Source organism: Acinetobacter sp. ANC_7634 (assembly GCF_056779875.1).
Genome location: NZ_JBWYIT010000001.1, coordinates 656,813 through 674,915 on the forward strand (window position 1 = coordinate 656,813; position 18,103 = coordinate 674,915).

Genomic DNA, 18,103 nt, shown 5'->3' on the forward strand with positions numbered 1-18,103 from the left:
GCAAAGCCCGCTTTTTTTTAACAGTTAATTAAACTGCTACGATGTCAACAGCGTTAGGACCTTTAGGACCTTGAGTTACGCTGAATTCAACTTGTTGGCCTTCAGCCAAAGTTTTAAAGCCTGAACCTTTGATTTCGCTAAAGTGAGCAAAAACGTCAGGACCGTTTTCTTGTTGGATGAAACCGAAACCTTTAGTTTCGTTGAACCATTTAACTGTACCTTTAACAGTATTAGACATAATAGGAATCCTAATAAAACTTTAATGTTATGAGTTTGAACTCAATGATGTAACTTGGAAAAAAAATGAAACTTAAAATCTGAAACCAAACGTAGGATTATGACTAACACTGCGAAATAAAAGATTTAATGAAACAACATAAATTTTCTAGTTGGCTTCGAGTATACACGATTATTTTCAATATCGTTAGTTTTAATCAACTTTCTCGCTATTTTAAAACCTGAATGAGTAGACCTTATTCAATGGATAATTCTAACTATTCAAATTTTCAATACAAATTTGCCGAATAACACGGATAGAACTTTTTATTAATAGGATAAAACAAGGTATCATAGACCGTTTTTAAAAAATTGACCTTGGAGACGCCTTAAGTGGATCGACCGACTATTAGCCCTGAACATCTACAGGAAGCCGCTGAAAACTTAACAACTATTCGAGATTTTATTCGTTTTGGAGTTACAGCATTACGTCAATACGATGCACACTTAGGTCAAGGTACTGAAGATTATTTTGCTGAAAGTTCTGCTTTAGTTTTACAAACTTTGTCACTAGACTGGAATGCCGATGCTGAGATTTTAGACTCAAAATTGCTGCCAAGCGAAGTTGCGGAATTCTTGAGTTTACTCGAACGTCGTATCAATGACCGTGTTCCTACTTCATATTTATTAAATCTTGCTTATTTCTTTGGTAAACCATTTTATGTAGATGAGCGTGTACTGATTCCACGCTCACCAATCGTTGAGCTGATTGAAAATCGTTTTGCACCTTATTGTTTGACTGAAAATGGTGAAATGGGTGAAGCGGTCAATAATTTGCCAGTGAATCCAAATCCTAAAACTCCACAGCGTATTTTGGATATGTGTACTGGCTCTGGTTGTATCGCAATTGCTTTGGCATATGCATTCCCTGATTCTGAAGTCGATGCTACTGATATTTCAAAAGAAGCCCTTGAGGTTGCTCAAATCAACTGTGAGCATCACAATAAACAGTATCAAGTAGCTTTATTGGAATCTGATCTTTTCGCTAAAATACCTGCTGAAAATCAATACGATTTAATTATTTCTAATCCGCCGTATGTCGATGCTGAAGATATGGCAGATTTACCAGATGAGTTTCATCACGAGCCAGAATTGGCATTGGCAGCGGGTCAAGATGGTTTGGATCTTGTGCGTAAAATGCTGGCTCAAGCCGCAGACTATTTAACTGAAGATGGTTTAATCGTCATTGAAGTGGGCAACTCAGAATGGGCGATGAAGCAAAACTTTAATACTGTTGATTTCTACTGGTTGCAATTCCAACGTGGTGGATCAGGTATTTTTGCACTGACTGCAGCACAATGCCGTCAATATCGTGATTTATTCATTCAATCTGTTCAAGTTTAAAGGAGTTGTTGAACATGGCTGGCAATAGTATTGGACAATTGTTCCGTGTAACAACTTGTGGTGAATCTCACGGTGTTGGTTTGATGGCGATTGTAGATGGAGTTCCACCAGGTCTAAAGTTATCAGCTGAGGACTTACAAATAGACTTAGATCGTCGTAAACCAGGTACCTCTAAATTTGCAACACAACGCAAAGAACCAGATGAAGTTGAAATTATTTCAGGTGTGTTCGAAGGTAAAACCACTGGGACATCCATTGGTCTTTTAATTCGTAATACAGACCAAAAATCTAAAGATTACGGTAATATCGCACAAACTTTCCGTCCAGGTCATGCAGACTATACTTATACACAAAAGTATGGTTTCCGTGATTACCGTGGTGGTGGTCGCTCAAGCGCACGTGAAACAGCGATGCGTGTTGCAGCGGGTGCAATTGCTAAAAAATTCTTATTTGAAAAGTTTGGTATTGAAATCCGAGGGCATGTAACACAAATCGGAACTGAAAAAACAGAAAAACTAGATTGGAATGAAGTGCCGAATAATCCATTCTTTTGTGGTGATGTTGATGCCGTACCACGCTTTGAAGCACTTGTGACATCATTGCGTGAAAAAGGAACAAGCTGTGGAGCACGACTTGAAATTATTGCTTCTAAAGTACCCGTAGGCTGGGGAGAACCTGTTTTCGACCGTTTAGATGCTGATATCGCTCATGCGATGATGTCAATTAATGCGGTTAAAGGTGTAGAGATTGGTGATGGTTTTGGCGTGGCTGAACAATTTGGTCATGAAACACGTGATGAACTGACAACTGATGGCTTCTTAGCGAATCACGCTGGTGGTATATTAGGTGGTATCTCAAGTGGTCAAGATATTCGTGTATCAATTGCACTAAAACCTACTGCTTCTATTACCACACCAGGCAAAACGATTACCATTAATCGTGAAGATACGGATGTTCTTACTAAAGGTCGTCACGATCCTTGTGTGGGTGTTCGTGCGACACCAATCGCTGAAGCGATGCTTGCAATCGTGTTAATGGATCACTTTATGCGTCATCGTGCCCAAAATGCCGACGTTGTTGCGCCATTTGAGCCAATTTAACCAAAGTAAAAAAACGTATGATGTAAAAAGCCAGATGATTGATCTGGCTTTTTAATATAATTTTAAAATTGCAATTGAACGTTTTATGGGGAATTCAATTGAAAATAAGGATATTGGTTGGGGCGATGGTCTTATGCGGATTATCGTATAGTTATGCGAATGGCTTAACACAATCTCAGTTTGATATTGAAGTGAAATCAATTTATAACGAAATTGAAGCGAGTCAAATTCGATTACATCAATCGGTCGATAGTAAGCAGAATATTTCGTTGATCATTCAAAGAGCTTGTGAATATGCAGATGCATTAAATGCTTTAGAGCGAATAGCACAAAAGAATATTCATATGGCTAAAGCAAAAGAAGAAGCATTATTTGCAAAAAAAATGAGAAATTCTTTTGAGTTATCATTCCAAGATTTAGGAACAAGTTATCAAAAAAGTTGTAAGCCTTAAAAAAAGCCAGTTCAACGAACTGGCTTTTTAGTGAATAATTCATTTATTCGATAGTTTGACCTGTATAACCTTTGATAAATGTTAAGTAAGCAGAAGACTTCTGACCGTCAGCTTGCAGGATGGGACGAGTCACTTCGCCGTTAGCTGTCACGATTTTTAGATCAATTTGTTTTGCGTCTCTAAATGAGTTTAAAAAACTTACAGGAACGACAATAAAATTAGATGAATTCGTTACACCAGCTGCAGTTGCATATTGGGTTGGTTGAATTGTTGAATAGACATAAGGCTGACCATCAACAATAAAGTTCAATTGTTTTATATCGTGCTGTATAGTGTCATTTACATCTGCAGTTATTTTAAAACCATTACGCTTTTCATCATTCCAACGGAGTGCAAGCTCAGGGCAAATTTCATCAGTAGCACAGATGAGAGGTCCTTTGGTTACAACACGTTCTGGATAACTTCCTGCACAACCTGTTAATACAACCAATGCTGAAATAAGCGCTAGTTTGATTTTCATGATTTTACCTATTGTCTTGTTTATTATAACTGTGTACACAATTTGTTAAATCTAACGAAAAATTCTAAAAAATGAAATGCCTAGCAGTCTAATAACACGTTGCAGTTTTGTATCGATGATTAAAAAAAGACCCATAGTGGGTCTTTTTTTACTTTTGTTTAAATTGTTGGTAGCCACTTTTAAATGTTTGATAGGCAAATGATGCATGCCCATCTTTTAAAATGCTATGCGTAATAGCACCTTGATCTGTCACTACAGCAATATCGATAGATTTAGACTGATCAAACATAACGACAAAATTCATTGGTACATCAATGTAATTTGTAGAGTTAATGAGATCGGAATTGTTGACTGAGCGTGTATTGGTTTGAGTTAAAGTTGTGTAAGGATAAGTTTGACCATCTAGCGTGAAAATCACTTGCTTGATATCAAAAGATTTTCGATCAAATAGATTGGTATGTACTCTAAATAAATTATTGCTCTGCTGTTTCCAATCAAATGTTAACTCAGTACATGGTTTTGATGGTTCACAAATCACCTGACCACGTGTTTCAATTCGCTTGGCATTTTCTGAAGGTTTAAAATCAATAACATTAGATGCATAAGCTTTTGCAGAACTTGCATTTGGTTTATTGGATACAACGATACACCCACTCAGTGAAAGAGCAGTAAGAATAGATATAAATTGAACTTTCATTATTATCAACCAGTTAAATAGATGTTGTTTTTGTATATGCTAAATTTAGCATAGAATCCATATAAATGTTAACCAGTTATCAAAAAATATATATTTATTGTCTTGTTTTGCTATTTTTCTTTGTGGTGATGCTTGTCATGTTACTTTAATTAAGCTTAAAGGCGTTAAAAAATAATTGATTGAGTCCTTTATGGTCAAACGTTTCTATTTTTGATTGAACACTTTTCAAAAGGTGATATAACTAAAAATAAAGCGTTAATAAAAGAGTATGAAATGAAAACGACTGTGAAATATGTGGTGCTGAAGAGCAAAGACTATCAATTGGGCACTCCATTGTTTGAAGAAACCATCGAGGCAGACTATGCGTATTTCGATTCAATTCCATCAGTCATTCAGTACCAGAATCATGAGTTTAAAGTGAAGTCAAAAGAACTTAATCGAAAGCAAATATTTGATGACTTTGAAGAATCACAAACAATCTTAGTTAAAGTCATCGCACTGAATTAATTTAAAGGCAGCCTTGAGCTGCCTTTCTTATTCTCATCACTATTCATAATCTATTTTATAATATAGTTCTATTCGAAATTAAGCACGGTTCAATATGCACCAAACATTCCCAATCCAAAGTAGGTTAGGTGGATTCTACTTTTTCTATAGCACCATTGTGGATTATTATTAAATTAAAATTATATATTTATTAGTGGTTTATATTAATATTAACGATGCTATAAAAGTCTTAAAAAATCACGTGTAGACTATTTGTAGACTATTGAGAAGCATGATTTAATAAACTTACTGAAGGTTTATTGGATTAATCATGAAACTCAACAAGTCTAATGTTGATGCTATCCCATTGACGGATTCTGGTCAAAAAATTATCAGAGATAAAGATTTGATCGGTTTCGCGATTCGAGTCACCACGAAATCAAAATCCTATATTGTTGAACGTAGACACGAGGGGAAACTTTATCGAGTCGTGATTGGGAAAGCGAATGAAATATCCGTAAATTCTGCTCGAGCAAAAGCCCAAATGATTTTGGCTCAAATCTCCAATGGGGAATACATTAGTCCAAATGAAAAAGTAAGCGTAAATAATTTTTTAAATATCACTGTGGATGAAGCATTAAAAATTTACATTGATAGAAATGATTTCAAACCTAAAACAATTAGACAGTATAAAAAATACTTTGATTTATACTTAAAGTGGTCAGATCGTAAGCTCTTCGAAATAACAAAAAAAGAAGTCCTGGATAAATTTATCGAAGTATCTGAGCTCAGCAAGTCATCAGCCAATGGTGCAATTTCATTGCTAGGCACAGTCTGGAAATATATTCATGTGCTTTATTCTACCGATGAAAATCCAATTTTAAAAAGCAATCCAGTTGATATAATTGCCGTAACTAAAGGTTGGAATAAGATTGAAAGTCGTAATAGGCACTTAGATAAAAGTATCATTCATAAGTACTACAACGCCGTTATAAATTATGAGGATGAGCTCAATTTAGAAAATACTGCACGATCCAATACGCATCGAGATATCATCCTATTTACCATGTATACCGGTTGCCGTCGTCAAGAAGTCTGTGGTCTTAAATGGGAAGATGTGAATTTTAAAGAAGGTATAGTTATTTTTAGAGATACGAAAAATGGTTCTAATCATGAATTTCCAGTAGGGGACCACTTACTATCCGTACTAAAAGAAAGATACTTACTAAAAGAAAATGATTGGGTATTCCCAGCGACTAAACTTCCAACTTCTCACAATATTAACGCTACTGTAGTAGATACTGCACTCAAGAAAATAGGTGCTCAGGTTAATTTTTATGTATCGATGCATGATTTTAGGCGCACCTTCGCGACGATATGTAATTTACTAAGATTTAACATATATGTGACTAAACGACTCCTTAACCATACTGCTAGACCACGGTTAGATGTCACGGGCGGCTATGTTCAAATCCCGATGGAGGAATTAAGAGCTTCCATGAATATGATTGAGGCTGTATACCAAGGAAAAATTGATTGTTTTAACTACGAAAGTGTCTGGGATGAAAGACTCAAACAATTAAAGGCAGGATAAACCTGCCTTTTTAATTATGCGTATTGTGCTGTGCAGGTGACAGTTCTTCTTTTTTCGAAAGCGAGTACATCAGCTTTTCTATAAGCAACTCGACGACCTATTTTGGTGTAAGGAAGTTCAGACCCATCACAGCGCATTCTTGCTAACGTCCACGGGGAACAATCTAAATATAGAGCTACCAAATCTTGTCCAAACTTTTGATCATCTGGAGCATCTAAAAATGGTTTTAATAATTTAGATCGTTCATCTTCATTGATATTCTTAAAACTTTTCAAAGCCATGAAAACACCTCTGTTGTTTGTATTTGTTTTTCATTTTGAAAATCTGATACATAAATTTTTTTCATTACTTTCTCCAAGTTGCTTCTTTAAACTTTGCATTGATGACCAAAGAATCAATTTCACCAATACCAACATTTTCGAAAATATGGGTCATTCGCGTCCCGAACACTGTGAGTGTTCGGGTAATAGAGGAATAGTTGAATTTCATTGTGGCTCACCAGCTTCAGTAAGTGATTCAAGCTCAATACGGCGCTGCTCAATAAGATCTATTAATCTAGGTTGAATAACCGGATCACATGCAGATACATCAATCTCTAGAACATCCAGTTCAGTCAGATCCTCAGCTCGTTGAATACGTACCGCCAGTGATGGTTGTTCATTTGAATCATTCAGCTGAACTAAGCGTTTATGGATAGCATCAAGCAGTGGTTTGCGTTGCTCTTCTGTCCATGTTTTGGTGTATCGAACTAAGGTATTGGCTTCAGCAGGTGTATTGGCCTTACTGGCACGATCAACTAGATCAGCGAGCAATGATTGATATTCTCCATCTGCATCTTGATCCTTGTTTTGTGTTAGCTTTTCAGCTTCTTCCTGCAGTCGTTTAAGTTCAGCAATACTTAAATTGCCGGTTGATGATTCTGTATGATGTACACCTGATTGCTTGGTACCAAAGAAACTTTCACGTTTACCAGCAATACGATTGACCAGATCCTGGTAATCATCATCAGCAAGTTTGTCTTTATTGCCTTCCAGGTTGCGCTCAACACCTTGCAACTCATAATCTGAATTACATTTATCAATAGCTTCGATAAATCTCCGAATCGCAGGATCCGTATCATCAAGCACAGGTTCATCTTGCTCAACTGCATCACTCAATTGTTTTCGATGTGTTTCAGCAAAATTCACCAATTCATTTATCTGGTCAGCACTTAATATTGGGTCTGTTTTGACCTGGAAAACCAATCCATCGATTGTTTCAGTGCTACTGGTGTTAGTGATACCTGATTTATACGTATTAAAAACTTCTTCAGAATTAACATCAGATCCATAAATGGTTTTAATTTCCTGCTCAGGCTGTTGGGTAACTGGTGTGTTGACCTGGTCTACATCATTCTTAGCTTTGGTTGATCGTTTCTTTTTGGCTGTATTATCGATTGTTGGTGAATAACAAATGACTCGACCAAATAGCTTACCGATTGCCTCTAGTTGTAACACTGCATTTTTATTATCTGCTTGAGCAAAACCATTACGCACACAAGCAAAATATTCCTCATTCTGTTTACTGTATTTAACCAGGGAAACGTGATCAGGATGAACAATAAAGATTTCCTGATCTTCCACTACATCATCAAGCGTTAGAGGCTTAGCAAAAGTAATACCTGCCAACTCCATAGTTTCAACTTTGATAGAGAACTCATAGCCAGGCATTGCAAAGATAGTTGCCGGAAAATTTTCCAGATCGTTGAATTCAAGTAAATCACCAATGGCACGGCACAGAATTTTTTTACCAGCCATCATTGCTTCAAAGGCTTCTTTACCATTTAAAATTTTCATGCTGACCATCCCTCCATATCTGATTTCGCCTGACAGGCGTTTAAAATTTGTTGTTCGTACTTTGTGCCTTTGAAGTAGTCCGCAGGCCGATTTAGATCATTGACGTGATTAGCATTCCGAATATCTCTCAACGCAGCCTGATAATCATTTTCTAGACGTGCTTCATTTTCAGCATGTAGCTGCTGTTCATTAGCTCGTTGTGCTTGTTGGTTACGCTGGATGATTGCGTGAATGCCTGCGCATGTTTCATCAAACTTCTGCTGTTGAACATCGTGAAGACTATTTAGACCTCGTTTGGCACAATACTTTTCAATATCAATTCCAGCTTGTTGCATAAGTGCCTCAAGTTCTAAGAATTGATTGCCATTGATACACGCATTAGCAGATCCAGAGTTCAACCATTGTTTAAGTAGTACACCAGCCTGTTCAGAAAGAAGCATGGGTTCATTAAAAATGCGGGTACGATCTTTTGTTCTAACTGCATAGTTATCGTGAGTTAGATCCAGAACGGTGGTGAACTCATATTCGATACCATCACGCTGTTCAGCTTTCATCCCCACTTTTTCTACTTTCTTTTTACCGTTACCTGCATCAACCTGAACGGTATCCATCTTGCTGCGCATGGTCACAATGATATTGATGCTAGATTGAAGCATTGCATCGATAAACTTACGGTGTCTTGGTGTAACTTGGCTCCATGCACCCCAGCTATTACCTTTGAAAGTTGTGCCGGTAAGTTTGTCTACAATCTCCAAACAACCGCCAACGCCAGACCATTCATGAGTAATGCTATCCAGAATTAAGGTATCGAAACCTGCTTTTTCTGCAGCATGAATAGCATCAATAAACTTTTCAGGAGTGTAGGGAGGTTGAATGTTCGCATGCTCAAACTCAACAATATCTTCATACAGCTCAGCACTACTATTTTCTGTATCAGCGACAGCAATTTTCCCACCAATTCCTTTAGCCAAAAGAAGTGCACCTAAGGTTTTACCTGAGCCGGTAGGCCCAGCAAGAGCAAGGCGTAATTTTGCATTTTTACGTTGCGCTTTTTTAAAAAATACAGTCGACATTACACACCCCCTAACATGCGATTCTTGTGCATGTGAGTGATCAACATTTGATTAATGTTGTAATGGTCATTGTGATCTGTGAAATCTGATACAGAGTTACCTAATACATCGTGAATTTTGTCGATCGTCAGAGATGTAATCATTGCATCGTCAAATTCACTACCAGGAACGCCGTAATCATTCGTAAATTTTTCGTAGTCAAATGACACGTCGAGCGTGTATTCATCAAGACGTACTACTGCATAGCCAGTCGTTTCAGAGGTCAGTTTTAGTGCTGCAACAGATGTTTGATTAGGTACATAGCTTGAATAGCTAAGCTTTAAGTCCAAAGGGTCTGGTTGATTAGTGAATACTACTGCACCAATTGTTACAGTAGATACCAATAAACTTACGGCGACGGTATTGAATGGTGTGAAATTTAAATTCATAATTGATCTCGCAGTGATGCAAAGCACATCGGAAGTTAAGAGAGTCGATGTGCTTTTTTATTGTCTGTGAGATAAATACTACTTAAAGTAGAAATATTGTCAATACTAAGTAGAAAATAATTCTACTTTAAGTTGTTTTATTTTATACTAGGCAAAATAAAACCCACACTGGGTGGGTTGGATGTGGATTTAATCTTAACTAGCTTTAAGCATTTCAAATATTCTTGCTGCACCTTCTTTCTCTGAATTACAGGTGTAAATACTAATATTAGCTTTCGATGCGACTTCCTCTTTTAGTAACTCAATATTTTCTTTCATTCTAGCTAAAGTCTTAAGTGGAACTTGAAGATTGTCATCTGTTGGCATTTGAATAATTAAGTCAAATTTATCGGACACATTGTGAGAATCAAATATTTGGAGATCCATTAAGTTTGATTTCATTCTAGTTATGGTCTGTGATGTACAGACATTAAATTTTGCAGAGTATCTTGATGTATGAAAACCACAAAGGATTTTTACATCTTTTCTAATGGGAATTTTTATATCGAATGATTTTTCATATGATGGGTCAATTTCTAACACTTCATTTTTTATCCGTTTAGACCAACGATTATCTACTTGCTCATTTTCAATAGAACTATCGTCTTGTTCAAACAGACTTTTTAAAGCAACCGCTCCAAGACTTGCAGTCTTATATAGGGCTTGTTTAACTACTCCTTGAATATTTACAGATTGAGATGAATGCCAAGGGCTAATATCAACTCCATCAATGGTTGACTCACCATTATTTTTTAAAATATTTAGTTTAATTAATTTTAAATACCCGTTAAATGACGATGCTTTTGAACCATATAGACTATCAATAACAGTGGGGTGTAGTGCATCAAAAATTTCAATCCTACCATTCACATTCTTAATAACTATGAGTATAGCAATACGTTCCCCACTATTTGGAATTGGCTCAAAATACACAGTTCGCCATTCAGCAAAAAAATCAGGTGCAGAGGGAAATGAAACTTTATTAAACATCATAACCTCCTATTAAGTCCAATTGCTGAGGGTTTTGTGGTGGTTTTATAGCATTTTCAATTAGAACTGCCAACACACTTTGTCTAGCTAGTAAAAAGCTACGCACCCTTTCAAGAATTAAATTATATTCACTAAGTACCGAATTATCTTTAGCTTTTTTAATAAGCGAGTCACAGTTTGTCGCCCACATTTCTTCACTAATTGATTTTTTTATTTTCGACATTAATTTGTGGATGTATACATCATTCTCTCCTTTATAGTGCTGCACAATATCTGAGATGTTAGCAATTTTACTCATCTCACTGATTGATTGCCTCGGGTCTTGAGTAGCAGAAAATGCTTTTTCATGATCAATAAATCTAAAGGATTCGCCATCATATAAAATATTACTATTATTTCTATCTGGATTAGCAATAAGCTCATCAAACGCAACAATAGAATGAAGATTAGGATAATCAAGCAAACATTCTTCGCTTAAATTATGATCACATAAGAATCTTTCAAACGATGGCATTTCATACATTTGAGACCCAAACAAAAAAGTGGGTTCATTCACAACTATCTGAGGGTGGTTGGGTTCAACCAAAACTAGGATTGGCTTTGGGATGGGAATATTAAGCATTAACCCTAATAATGAGCTAATAATCTCGATACATAAACCATCTTTATGATTGCATTTTTTAATATATGCAGGAAATTCTCCTTGATTTGTTGAGACAAACCCAGTCCATAAAGGGTTAGAGCCCTTTTTGCTTACTTGCAAATCAATTAAAGCCCTACCATACAATAAGTGGTTATCTATAAATTCTTCCAATACCATACTGCAATCCACCCTCTATAATTTACTACCCGATCTGTTCTAAAGGCTGCGTCGGGTTCGCAGTTTTAAGCTATATAAAAAGCTGAATGCGCTTAAAATTTTTATTCGCTTCAATTTCAGTTTTATAAAATTTGTCTTTATCGACCGAATCCATAAATTTAACAAATGTGCTAGATTCAATCAGGCGATACAGAAATCTTTCACCCGTCTGAAGTCCCACTGTCAGAAGGTTGTGCTGATAAAGCACATAGCTGATCTTGTGGGAATTGATTTCTATCGTTTGCACATCTAATATCCCCCAAGCCAACAGTAACTCAACGTTTAAACATCCCTGTACAACCCCACCACTTTACCGACCAGTTTGCAGCCATCAATTAAAGCGATTGTTTGTTCAGGCCAGTGAGGATTTAACGGTTGTAGGTAAACATTCCCACTTTCTAATATTAATTTTTTAAACGTGGCTTCAGCATCACCTTCACAAGCAACGATTACAAGATCACCTGTCTTCAAATCCGCCGTTTGAAAATCGGGATTTACATAAATCTTATCGCCTGGTCTAAAGTCAGGCATCATAGATTCTCCGACGACTTCTAAACCGTATCCATTCTTTCCGCATTTAGGATTAGGGGGCAACCATTCTTCAAATTGTGTGCCATTTGGTACAGATTCGACTGAAGTCCAAGTTCCTGCTTGTACCCACGAAATAACTGGAACTAGGCGACCAGCGATAGGGATTGGGGAAGAAATATTTGGTTCTAACCCTGTACCATGAGATAAATAACTTATATCAACATTAAATATCTCAGCTAATACCAATAATTTTTCTTCACGCGGCTTAGCAATACCTAATGTATAACGCCGTGCCATCTCATAAGTAACGTCAATAGCATCTTTTAATTGGGTCACTGATTTTATTGGTGAGCCTTTTTTTTCCATAAGACTTTTAAGTCTAGATGCAAATTCTTGATATTTAACTGTTTGCACTTTGGATCTTTTTCCACTTTCTACCAATGGTAGAAGTTTACCCCTTATTTTTGGTTGCACCAATGCTATTTTTGGTAGTATATTGTCTTCTACTTTAAGTAGTGTTATTGGTTGCATTATGTCATCTCCAAAAAGTGCATTAAAAAAAGCAATTGAAATTGCGGGTAGCAAATCAGCATTAGCTCGTGGACTCGGTATAACGCCTTGGGCTTTAAGTAAATGGAATTTCGATAGAATTCCTGAAGATCGATGTCTGCCAATTGAGGAATTTACAAATGAGTTAGTCAAGGCAGAGCAGTTACGTCCAGATATAAACTGGGCGTTTATTCGTTCTACTAAAAATAGTAATAAAGCATCTGCCTAAAAACACGTTCAAAGGGAATACGAATGAACATCACTGATGCTGCATATAACACAGTTCACGATTATCCAGGCGGAGCAAATGCACTCGCGCCACGTCTTGGTATTAAAAGTCCTGCTGTGCTGAACAGTAAAGTCAATCCAAATACGGAAACACATCATCTAACGCTTGTCGAAGCTTCAAAGTTAATTGCAATCACAGGGGATTACAGGATTTTGCAAGCACTTAATGCTGAACACGGAAAGGTTTCTATTGATCTGCCTCAGATTCCCGAATGTAGAGATACGGCGCTAACAGATCTAGTTTTAAGCATAGGTAAGGGCGGTGGGGATGTATGTGAAGTCTTTAGAGAAATGATGGCAGATGGTCGAATTACGCAAGGAGAAGCCTTGGACATGTCTAAAGTCATACATCAACTGCACTTATTTTTAGCAAAGCTAGATTCACAAATTCATGCATGCGTAGACGAAAAAGCCTGACGGTCGAGGTCAGGCTTTTAGGCATTCAATAATTTAGGAAATCATGAATGAAAACAAATCTATCACAAGACCTTATTCAAAACAATCCAGACACAGACTTCTTGACTGGTGATGTCGTGGTGTACGTGAACCATATCAAAACTGATGACCTCGTGATGGTTGAGGCATTTCAACCTGCACAATATTACTGGTTAGAAGGTGGCCAACTTGTACATCGCGCGGATATCCGACTGGCAACACCAACAGAGCTCAAATTAAAACGCCGTTTAACAGATGCTGAAATGGCATTAGCGGAGGTTTCATGAATACTCAATTTCAAAAGCAACCTGACTATAAACAGCAACAAGGTGTGCAGTCATTCTATGAGCCGACACTGCAGTTGTTAAATGAAGTTTTAGCAGTAAAAAAAGAAAACCTTAAACGTCGTGGCTATAACCAGGATAACGCTGCAGTAACGAAAGAAGAACTCGCTCAAAAGATGGCATACCGATTTCGTATAACGATGTGGTTAGCACACCAAGTAATCTCAAGCTTAATTAAAGCGGAACAAGTGGTGGCATTTGGTGGTTACGTAAAGCCAAAGGTGAGTGAGGAAAATCCATGAGTTTAGATGCAAGTGTATGGGCATGGAAAGTTGAAATGCCCACCAAAAAAGGCGGAGCTTTAAAACCCCTTAAAAAATTAGTATTGCTCTCACTTGCTGATCGTGCCAGTGAAGATCATTGTGCATATCCAAGCATGAGCAGATTGGTTGAAGATACAGAAATGGACCGTAAAACTGTTCTTAAAATCATTGATGAGCTAATCGAAGATGGATTAATTGCAGATACTGGTGAACGCAAAGGCCGAACTAAACAAGTTAAAGTCTATCAATTAATAGGTGTAAATGGTCGAGAAACAGTACCAACAACGGAACCCTTTAATGCTGAAAATGATGATTTAAAGAGTCCCAACAGTGGAACAGTTCCAACAATGGAACAGTCCCAACAATTCCATGAAAGAGTCCCAACAATTCCGTTAAAGAGTCCCAACGTTGGGACACGGAATCTTTCAAAGAATCTATCAATAGAATCTAAAAATAAAAAATCTTGGTTTTGCTTTAAAAAACTTCGTGAAGAAATTTTCTTAGCAGATGACGGAATCGATTTTGAATTCATCATGAATTCCAAATGGGCTGAACGAGAAAAACGAGCATTCGAAATTTTCAACGCTGAAAAATCCATGAGCGATGATTTGATGATTTATCACTTCGCTGATTGGCTGATCAACGCCTACAAAACCAAATACTCTGAAAAACCAAGTTCAGGCACTTCTAGAAATTCGAGTTCACTGAAAACCAATTCAATAGGACTCACCGAAAAACAAATTCAAACCTTCGCTCAAAAACTTGCTCATCATCCTGAATTTGCTGGCAAGTTCAGTGAACCAGGAGAATCATACGACAAATTAGCAGCACGTATCGCCGTGAAGCTAGAGAATCCAGCACAAGCAAAAAAATGGGAGTCGTATCTCAAGCAAGTTGGATTCAATGGGCATCTCCCAGAGGTTGCAGCATGACTGAAGCTGAACGGACGTATACCAATCTAATGATATTTAAAACCTTGGCATCAACGCCTGGAAGAGTATCTGTGAAACAGATTCATCAAGCGATAGAACCAAACATGGGAATCTCAATACGAAGCTTACAGCGCTATTTGAACGGTCTTGCATCGTGGGGTTTAGTGGCTAAAGACGGAGAAACCCCACAAGGTTTTAGCCTCACAGATCATGCCAAACAGTTATTTGCTGAGTTGGCCAATGGATCAACTGAATGACCAGTTACTCATTGGCTGAATACCACAAGATGCTAGGAATCGAAAAACCGAAAAAGGGGCGTAAGCGTCCCACGGTTAAAGCAGCACGTGAAAGTGTGGGGGAATCCAAACTGGCCATGCAATTACGTGCGGTGAAAATTCAGTTTGAGCAGGAATTTAGGTTCCATCCCAAACGCAAATGGAAAGCTGATTTTCACCTAATCGGCACGAAAATATTGATTGAGGTCGAAGGCGGTATATGGAGCGGTGGACGCCATACCAGAGGCAAGGGGTATATCGGGGACATGGAAAAATATAATGCAGCAACGATGATGGGTTACCAGGTAATACGGTTTAGTACAGAGCAAGTGAAGTCAGGCTCAGCGATTGAACAAATTGAAAAGATGGTAGGGGATTTGGGATGAAACGTAGAAATAATGACTGGCTTTGGATTGCTGGTTTCATCTTGTTGATGATGCTTGTTGTTGCTGTAAACACATGGAATACGGTTCAGGTTTGTAAAAGTCAGGATGTGTACTGGGTTAATGGTACCCAACATACATGCAAATTATTTAAATAATTGGGTGAAGGAATGAATGCAGCGCTAACAATTATGCAAGCGACTAATTGGCAAAAATATAGTTTTGAAGAGTGGTCAAGACAGTTAGGCGCATGGATTAATGGTGATAATGAAAGATTAGTAATGATCGTGAAAACCATGCCTACAAAACGCATCACTCAAAAGCAACGTGAAGCATTGCTGGCAATGTATATGAAAGATGAAAGTCTGGTTGATAGATTGAGAGCTAAGCGTACAGGCACATGTTGTCAAATTGATAATAATGAAGCACGTGCTATTCATAAACTGTATTTGGATTTACAAGTCATTGAAGATGAGGTTTTACAAGATTGGATTGGTTCAATTTGGTCGCATTATGTCATGGATGAATCGATACGAGATATTGCTGCTAGCAATGATACGTACGTATCTCAAATTCAACAGGATATAAAATGTGGTTTAGCTTTTATTAAATCTCGATATCCTCAATTTAGTTTTGAAAAATTCACCAAAAAACCAATCGTTTTAAAGTCTGATAATTGTGCTTGACGTGTATATACGGGGTATGGCATATTTGTGATATAGTGACCGAAGTGTACGTTGATACATGAAGTTAATTTAAAAGCTCGCCAAATGGTGGGCTTTTTTATTGCCCTGAGAAATGTCATGTGTAAGCAAGATCAGGGCACCAATGGCGGTCTAATATTAATCGTAGTGGTTTAATTAAATTACCGCCTCCATATTCACTATTTGCTGAACGGATTACGGCGTATAAAACCCTGCCACATGCTAGATATTGGCGGGGTTTTAATTTTTTTCATTTGTAACTTATTGCTAATGCAAAGCCTTAATAAATTGAATATTATTTGTACGCAGGTCCTAACCTGTTCTTCAATTTTGCCTCCCCCTCCGGGAGGTATTTTTTTGCTTGAAAAGTCATCTATTGATAATATAATCAAGATAACTGATAATGAGATTTATTTTCAAATGCTTAAAATAACAGATCGAAATCTAACAATCTTGCATAAAATTTTTGTATTGCTGAGTCTATTTGCTTTGGGTGTAGCGTTATATGATTTTATTAAAGGGAATACTGATACCTTCCAAATTCACAATTTTATAACTTTCATAATCATTGCATTCATTTTTAAATTTTATTACGTGATTATGTACTGGTGTAAGAAAATAGACACTATAAATACTGAGGAAAGAGCTCGCCAATTACGAACAGGTGAGATTCAAGATAAATAATTCTGAAATTTATAAATTAACCCTGCTAAATGCAGGGTTTTTTATTAATTCAACGTAGCGCCGTGCGGAGAGTATCGATGACAGACCGTGTACAAGCCAAACAAGATTTACAGTTCTGTTGTGCGGAGCTGGCGAAATATCAGAATCTGAGTCGTTCAGGTCTAAAGCGTCATCAGATGATTGCGATTGATGAAATCATGATTGAGCTGAAAGAGCGCATTCGTAATTTACGGAATGTGCTAATCAGATAACAAATATTATAAAAAATATACCTCTAGGGTTATTGTTTAAATATACCTCTAGGGTTATAATTGCTCCATAACGTTAATATGGAGGGCTGAATGAAGAGTCTGGATTTGATCAAAATGATTGAAGCAGACGGTTGGTACCAGGTTAGGTGTAAGGGTGATCATCATCACTTTAAACATCCAACCAAGAAGGGGTTGGTAACGATTCCTCATCCTAAAAAGGATTTACCACCGGGCACTGTGAATAGCATTTTGAAGCAAGCGGGTCTCAAATGACCCGCAGCATTTTCCAGATAGATTTAGCCCTTTTTTGGAGTGAGAAAATGTTATATCCAATCGCAGTAGAGAGGGGCTCAGATAAAGAAGCCTACGGTGTGATTGTCCCTGATATTCCAGGTTGTTTTTCAGCAGGTGATACTTTTGAAGAGGCACTTGAGAATGTAAAAGAGGCAATCGCTGGTCATTTGGAAATTTTAGCAGAAGATGGTGAGGATATTCCTTTAGCATCAGCAGCTGCTAATTTTTTTGATAATGAAGATTACAAAGGTATGATTTGGGCTGTTGTTGATGTAGATGTAAGTCGATATTTGGGTAAAGCTGAAAAAGTAAATGTTACTCTGCCAAGTCGCTTAATCCATCTTATCGATGATCGTGTAAAACAAGATGCTCGATTTAAATCACGTTCAGCATTCTTGGCTGCAAGCGCAGAAAGAATGCTTCATGCTTAATTAAATTGTAAAGAAAAAACCCGTCTACATGACGGGTTTTTTAATG

29 protein-coding genes are annotated in these 18,103 nt (G+C 37.2%); 17 read left to right on the forward strand and 12 right to left on the reverse strand.

Going from position 1 to position 18,103, the window contains the following annotated elements; genetic code table 11:
- Positions 1-28 precede the first annotated feature (28 nt).
- Complete coding sequence (locus tag AC1M9A_RS03145) at positions 29-238, reverse strand: cold-shock protein (protein ID WP_035263597.1); 210 nt, start codon at positions 236-238, stop codon at positions 29-31.
- Positions 239-609: 371 nt separating this feature from the next.
- On the opposite strand from AC1M9A_RS03145, the gene prmB reads away from it, so the two are divergent.
- The 3 genes from prmB (at position 610) to AC1M9A_RS03160 (ending at position 3,172) form a co-directional block, all read left to right on the forward strand.
- The gene (prmB, locus tag AC1M9A_RS03150; RefSeq protein ID WP_092766327.1) at positions 610-1,620 is read left to right on the forward strand and encodes a 50S ribosomal protein L3 N(5)-glutamine methyltransferase; all 1,011 of its coding nucleotides are present in this window, start codon (positions 610-612) and stop codon (positions 1,618-1,620) included.
- 14 nt (positions 1,621-1,634) lie between these two features.
- The gene (gene aroC, locus AC1M9A_RS03155; protein WP_035263593.1) at positions 1,635-2,720 is read left to right on the forward strand and encodes a chorismate synthase; all 1,086 of its coding nucleotides are present in this window, start codon (positions 1,635-1,637) and stop codon (positions 2,718-2,720) included.
- Positions 2,721-2,818: 98 nt separating this feature from the next.
- Complete coding sequence (locus AC1M9A_RS03160; protein ID WP_143047393.1) at positions 2,819-3,172, forward strand: hypothetical protein; 354 nt, start codon at positions 2,819-2,821, stop codon at positions 3,170-3,172.
- Positions 3,173-3,215: 43 nt separating this feature from the next.
- Here the strand turns inward: AC1M9A_RS03160 and AC1M9A_RS03165 are convergent, their stop codons facing one another.
- Together AC1M9A_RS03165 and AC1M9A_RS03170 are read right to left on the reverse strand one after the other, a co-directional pair.
- Positions 3,216-3,692 carry a hypothetical protein gene (locus AC1M9A_RS03165; protein ID WP_035263591.1) on the reverse strand — a complete coding sequence of 159 codons (477 nt, stop codon included), beginning with the start codon at positions 3,690-3,692 and terminating at the stop codon, positions 3,216-3,218.
- A gap of 148 nt (positions 3,693-3,840) precedes the next feature.
- A complete protein-coding gene (locus tag AC1M9A_RS03170; RefSeq protein WP_179998064.1) occupies positions 3,841-4,389 on the reverse strand; it encodes a hypothetical protein in 549 nt (182 codons plus the stop codon).
- Between the two features lie 273 nt (positions 4,390-4,662).
- Here AC1M9A_RS03170 and AC1M9A_RS03175 point away from each other — a divergent pair, with 273 nt between their 5' ends.
- Positions 4,663-4,896 carry a hypothetical protein gene (locus tag AC1M9A_RS03175; protein ID WP_035270711.1) on the forward strand — a complete coding sequence of 78 codons (234 nt, stop codon included), beginning with the start codon at positions 4,663-4,665 and terminating at the stop codon, positions 4,894-4,896.
- Positions 4,897-5,206: 310 nt separating this feature from the next.
- A complete protein-coding gene (locus AC1M9A_RS03180) occupies positions 5,207-6,469 on the forward strand; it encodes a tyrosine-type recombinase/integrase (protein WP_481609596.1) in 1,263 nt (420 codons plus the stop codon).
- Between the two features lie 14 nt (positions 6,470-6,483).
- Here the strand turns inward: AC1M9A_RS03180 and AC1M9A_RS03185 are convergent, their stop codons facing one another.
- The 9 genes from AC1M9A_RS03185 to AC1M9A_RS03225 all read right to left on the reverse strand — a co-directional run bounded on the left by AC1M9A_RS03185 (position 6,484) and on the right by AC1M9A_RS03225 (position 12,755).
- Positions 6,484-6,750, reverse strand: coding sequence for a helix-turn-helix domain-containing protein (locus AC1M9A_RS03185; protein WP_481609597.1), 267 nt, complete (start codon positions 6,748-6,750; stop codon positions 6,484-6,486).
- A 64-nt stretch (positions 6,751-6,814) separates the two neighbouring features.
- Positions 6,815-6,958, reverse strand: coding sequence for a hypothetical protein (locus AC1M9A_RS03190; RefSeq protein ID WP_179998060.1), 144 nt, complete (start codon positions 6,956-6,958; stop codon positions 6,815-6,817).
- Positions 6,955-8,304, reverse strand: a complete 1,350-nt coding sequence (locus tag AC1M9A_RS03195; protein ID WP_481609598.1) for a hypothetical protein — start codon at positions 8,302-8,304, stop codon at positions 6,955-6,957. Before AC1M9A_RS03195 ends, AC1M9A_RS03190 begins: the two co-directional genes overlap by 4 nt.
- Positions 8,301-9,377, reverse strand: coding sequence for an ATP-binding protein (locus AC1M9A_RS03200; RefSeq protein WP_481609599.1), 1,077 nt, complete (start codon positions 9,375-9,377; stop codon positions 8,301-8,303). Before AC1M9A_RS03200 ends, AC1M9A_RS03195 begins: the two co-directional genes overlap by 4 nt.
- A complete protein-coding gene (locus AC1M9A_RS03205) occupies positions 9,377-9,805 on the reverse strand; it encodes a hypothetical protein (protein ID WP_481609600.1) in 429 nt (142 codons plus the stop codon). Before AC1M9A_RS03205 ends, AC1M9A_RS03200 begins: the two co-directional genes overlap by 1 nt.
- Before the next feature lie 195 nt (positions 9,806-10,000).
- Entirely contained in the window at positions 10,001-10,834 is an 834-nt protein-coding gene (locus tag AC1M9A_RS03210) for a hypothetical protein (protein ID WP_481609601.1), read from the reverse strand.
- Entirely contained in the window at positions 10,827-11,654 is an 828-nt protein-coding gene (locus tag AC1M9A_RS03215) for a HipA family kinase (RefSeq protein WP_481609602.1), read from the reverse strand. Before AC1M9A_RS03215 ends, AC1M9A_RS03210 begins: the two co-directional genes overlap by 8 nt.
- Positions 11,655-11,724: 70 nt before the next feature.
- The gene (locus AC1M9A_RS03220; protein ID WP_481609603.1) at positions 11,725-11,940 is read right to left on the reverse strand and encodes a hypothetical protein; all 216 of its coding nucleotides are present in this window, start codon (positions 11,938-11,940) and stop codon (positions 11,725-11,727) included.
- A gap of 35 nt (positions 11,941-11,975) precedes the next feature.
- Positions 11,976-12,755 carry a LexA family protein gene (locus AC1M9A_RS03225; protein ID WP_481609604.1) on the reverse strand — a complete coding sequence of 260 codons (780 nt, stop codon included), beginning with the start codon at positions 12,753-12,755 and terminating at the stop codon, positions 11,976-11,978.
- 1 nt (position 12,756) lies between these two features.
- On the opposite strand from AC1M9A_RS03225, the gene AC1M9A_RS03230 reads away from it, so the two are divergent.
- The 12 genes from AC1M9A_RS03230 to AC1M9A_RS03285 all read left to right on the forward strand — a co-directional run bounded on the left by AC1M9A_RS03230 (position 12,757) and on the right by AC1M9A_RS03285 (position 18,057).
- Complete coding sequence (locus tag AC1M9A_RS03230) at positions 12,757-13,002, forward strand: Cro/CI family transcriptional regulator (RefSeq protein ID WP_481609605.1); 246 nt, start codon at positions 12,757-12,759, stop codon at positions 13,000-13,002.
- Between the two features lie 23 nt (positions 13,003-13,025).
- The gene (locus AC1M9A_RS03235; RefSeq protein ID WP_481609606.1) at positions 13,026-13,478 is read left to right on the forward strand and encodes a phage regulatory CII family protein; all 453 of its coding nucleotides are present in this window, start codon (positions 13,026-13,028) and stop codon (positions 13,476-13,478) included.
- A gap of 47 nt (positions 13,479-13,525) precedes the next feature.
- Entirely contained in the window at positions 13,526-13,783 is a 258-nt protein-coding gene (locus tag AC1M9A_RS03240; protein ID WP_481609607.1) for a hypothetical protein, read from the forward strand.
- Positions 13,780-14,082 (forward strand): hypothetical protein, encoded by a 303-nt coding sequence (locus AC1M9A_RS03245; RefSeq protein WP_481609608.1) that lies wholly within the window; start codon positions 13,780-13,782, stop codon positions 14,080-14,082. The genes AC1M9A_RS03240 and AC1M9A_RS03245 overlap by 4 nt, the downstream gene beginning before the upstream one ends.
- Positions 14,079-15,035 (forward strand): helix-turn-helix domain-containing protein, encoded by a 957-nt coding sequence (locus tag AC1M9A_RS03250; RefSeq protein ID WP_481609609.1) that lies wholly within the window; start codon positions 14,079-14,081, stop codon positions 15,033-15,035. Before AC1M9A_RS03245 ends, AC1M9A_RS03250 begins: the two co-directional genes overlap by 4 nt.
- A complete protein-coding gene (locus AC1M9A_RS03255) occupies positions 15,032-15,292 on the forward strand; it encodes a hypothetical protein (protein ID WP_481589983.1) in 261 nt (86 codons plus the stop codon). The genes AC1M9A_RS03250 and AC1M9A_RS03255 overlap by 4 nt, the downstream gene beginning before the upstream one ends.
- Positions 15,289-15,696 carry a DUF559 domain-containing protein gene (locus AC1M9A_RS03260; protein WP_481609610.1) on the forward strand — a complete coding sequence of 136 codons (408 nt, stop codon included), beginning with the start codon at positions 15,289-15,291 and terminating at the stop codon, positions 15,694-15,696. Before AC1M9A_RS03255 ends, AC1M9A_RS03260 begins: the two co-directional genes overlap by 4 nt.
- Complete coding sequence (locus tag AC1M9A_RS03265) at positions 15,693-15,851, forward strand: hypothetical protein (RefSeq protein WP_171076748.1); 159 nt, start codon at positions 15,693-15,695, stop codon at positions 15,849-15,851. The genes AC1M9A_RS03260 and AC1M9A_RS03265 overlap by 4 nt, the downstream gene beginning before the upstream one ends.
- Positions 15,852-15,863: 12 nt before the next feature.
- Positions 15,864-16,379, forward strand: coding sequence for a hypothetical protein (locus AC1M9A_RS03270; RefSeq protein ID WP_481609611.1), 516 nt, complete (start codon positions 15,864-15,866; stop codon positions 16,377-16,379).
- Positions 16,380-17,158: 779 nt separating this feature from the next.
- Positions 17,159-17,332, forward strand: coding sequence for a hypothetical protein (locus tag AC1M9A_RS03275; protein WP_481609612.1), 174 nt, complete (start codon positions 17,159-17,161; stop codon positions 17,330-17,332).
- Positions 17,333-17,422: 90 nt separating this feature from the next.
- Positions 17,423-17,605: a type II toxin-antitoxin system HicA family toxin gene (locus AC1M9A_RS03280; RefSeq protein ID WP_026441143.1), complete on the forward strand. Its 183-nt coding sequence runs from the start codon at positions 17,423-17,425 to the stop codon at positions 17,603-17,605.
- 47 nt (positions 17,606-17,652) lie between these two features.
- The gene (locus tag AC1M9A_RS03285) at positions 17,653-18,057 is read left to right on the forward strand and encodes a type II toxin-antitoxin system HicB family antitoxin (protein WP_481609613.1); all 405 of its coding nucleotides are present in this window, start codon (positions 17,653-17,655) and stop codon (positions 18,055-18,057) included.
- Positions 18,058-18,103: the final 46 nt, after the last annotated feature.

Excerpts from the sequence above, each read along its gene's own strand:
- AC1M9A_RS03175 (WP_035270711.1), top strand. The coding sequence starts at position 4,663 with ATGAAAACGACTGTGAAATATGTGGTGCTGAAGAGCAAAGACTATCAA.
- AC1M9A_RS03285 (WP_481609613.1), top strand. The coding sequence starts at position 17,653 with ATGTTATATCCAATCGCAGTAGAGAGGGGCTCAGATAAAGAAGCCTAC.
- AC1M9A_RS03270 (WP_481609611.1), top strand. The coding sequence starts at position 15,864 with ATGAATGCAGCGCTAACAATTATGCAAGCGACTAATTGGCAAAAATAT.
- AC1M9A_RS03180 (WP_481609596.1), top strand. The coding sequence starts at position 5,207 with ATGAAACTCAACAAGTCTAATGTTGATGCTATCCCATTGACGGATTCT.
- AC1M9A_RS03240 (WP_481609607.1), top strand. The coding sequence starts at position 13,526 with ATGAAAACAAATCTATCACAAGACCTTATTCAAAACAATCCAGACACA.
- AC1M9A_RS03225 (WP_481609604.1), bottom strand. The coding sequence starts at position 12,755 with ATGCAACCAATAACACTACTTAAAGTAGAAGACAATATACTACCAAAA.
- AC1M9A_RS03230 (WP_481609605.1), top strand. The coding sequence starts at position 12,757 with ATGTCATCTCCAAAAAGTGCATTAAAAAAAGCAATTGAAATTGCGGGT.
- AC1M9A_RS03165 (WP_035263591.1), bottom strand. The coding sequence starts at position 3,692 with ATGAAAATCAAACTAGCGCTTATTTCAGCATTGGTTGTATTAACAGGT.
- AC1M9A_RS03215 (WP_481609602.1), bottom strand. The coding sequence starts at position 11,654 with ATGGTATTGGAAGAATTTATAGATAACCACTTATTGTATGGTAGGGCT.
- AC1M9A_RS03235 (WP_481609606.1), top strand. The coding sequence starts at position 13,026 with ATGAACATCACTGATGCTGCATATAACACAGTTCACGATTATCCAGGC.
- AC1M9A_RS03200 (WP_481609599.1), bottom strand. The coding sequence starts at position 9,377 with ATGTCGACTGTATTTTTTAAAAAAGCGCAACGTAAAAATGCAAAATTA.
- AC1M9A_RS03190 (WP_179998060.1), bottom strand. The coding sequence starts at position 6,958 with ATGAAATTCAACTATTCCTCTATTACCCGAACACTCACAGTGTTCGGG.
- AC1M9A_RS03255 (WP_481589983.1), top strand. The coding sequence starts at position 15,032 with ATGACTGAAGCTGAACGGACGTATACCAATCTAATGATATTTAAAACC.
- AC1M9A_RS03210 (WP_481609601.1), bottom strand. The coding sequence starts at position 10,834 with ATGTTTAATAAAGTTTCATTTCCCTCTGCACCTGATTTTTTTGCTGAA.
- AC1M9A_RS03250 (WP_481609609.1), top strand. The coding sequence starts at position 14,079 with ATGAGTTTAGATGCAAGTGTATGGGCATGGAAAGTTGAAATGCCCACC.
- AC1M9A_RS03260 (WP_481609610.1), top strand. The coding sequence starts at position 15,289 with ATGACCAGTTACTCATTGGCTGAATACCACAAGATGCTAGGAATCGAA.
- AC1M9A_RS03265 (WP_171076748.1), top strand. The coding sequence starts at position 15,693 with ATGAAACGTAGAAATAATGACTGGCTTTGGATTGCTGGTTTCATCTTG.
- AC1M9A_RS03245 (WP_481609608.1), top strand. The coding sequence starts at position 13,780 with ATGAATACTCAATTTCAAAAGCAACCTGACTATAAACAGCAACAAGGT.
- AC1M9A_RS03145 (WP_035263597.1), bottom strand. The coding sequence starts at position 238 with ATGTCTAATACTGTTAAAGGTACAGTTAAATGGTTCAACGAAACTAAA.
- AC1M9A_RS03280 (WP_026441143.1), top strand. The coding sequence starts at position 17,423 with ATGAAGAGTCTGGATTTGATCAAAATGATTGAAGCAGACGGTTGGTAC.
- AC1M9A_RS03195 (WP_481609598.1), bottom strand. The coding sequence starts at position 8,304 with ATGAAAATTTTAAATGGTAAAGAAGCCTTTGAAGCAATGATGGCTGGT.
- AC1M9A_RS03170 (WP_179998064.1), bottom strand. The coding sequence starts at position 4,389 with ATGAAAGTTCAATTTATATCTATTCTTACTGCTCTTTCACTGAGTGGG.
- AC1M9A_RS03205 (WP_481609600.1), bottom strand. The coding sequence starts at position 9,805 with ATGAATTTAAATTTCACACCATTCAATACCGTCGCCGTAAGTTTATTG.
- AC1M9A_RS03185 (WP_481609597.1), bottom strand. The coding sequence starts at position 6,750 with ATGGCTTTGAAAAGTTTTAAGAATATCAATGAAGATGAACGATCTAAA.
- aroC (WP_035263593.1), top strand. The coding sequence starts at position 1,635 with ATGGCTGGCAATAGTATTGGACAATTGTTCCGTGTAACAACTTGTGGT.
- AC1M9A_RS03275 (WP_481609612.1), top strand. The coding sequence starts at position 17,159 with ATGACAGACCGTGTACAAGCCAAACAAGATTTACAGTTCTGTTGTGCG.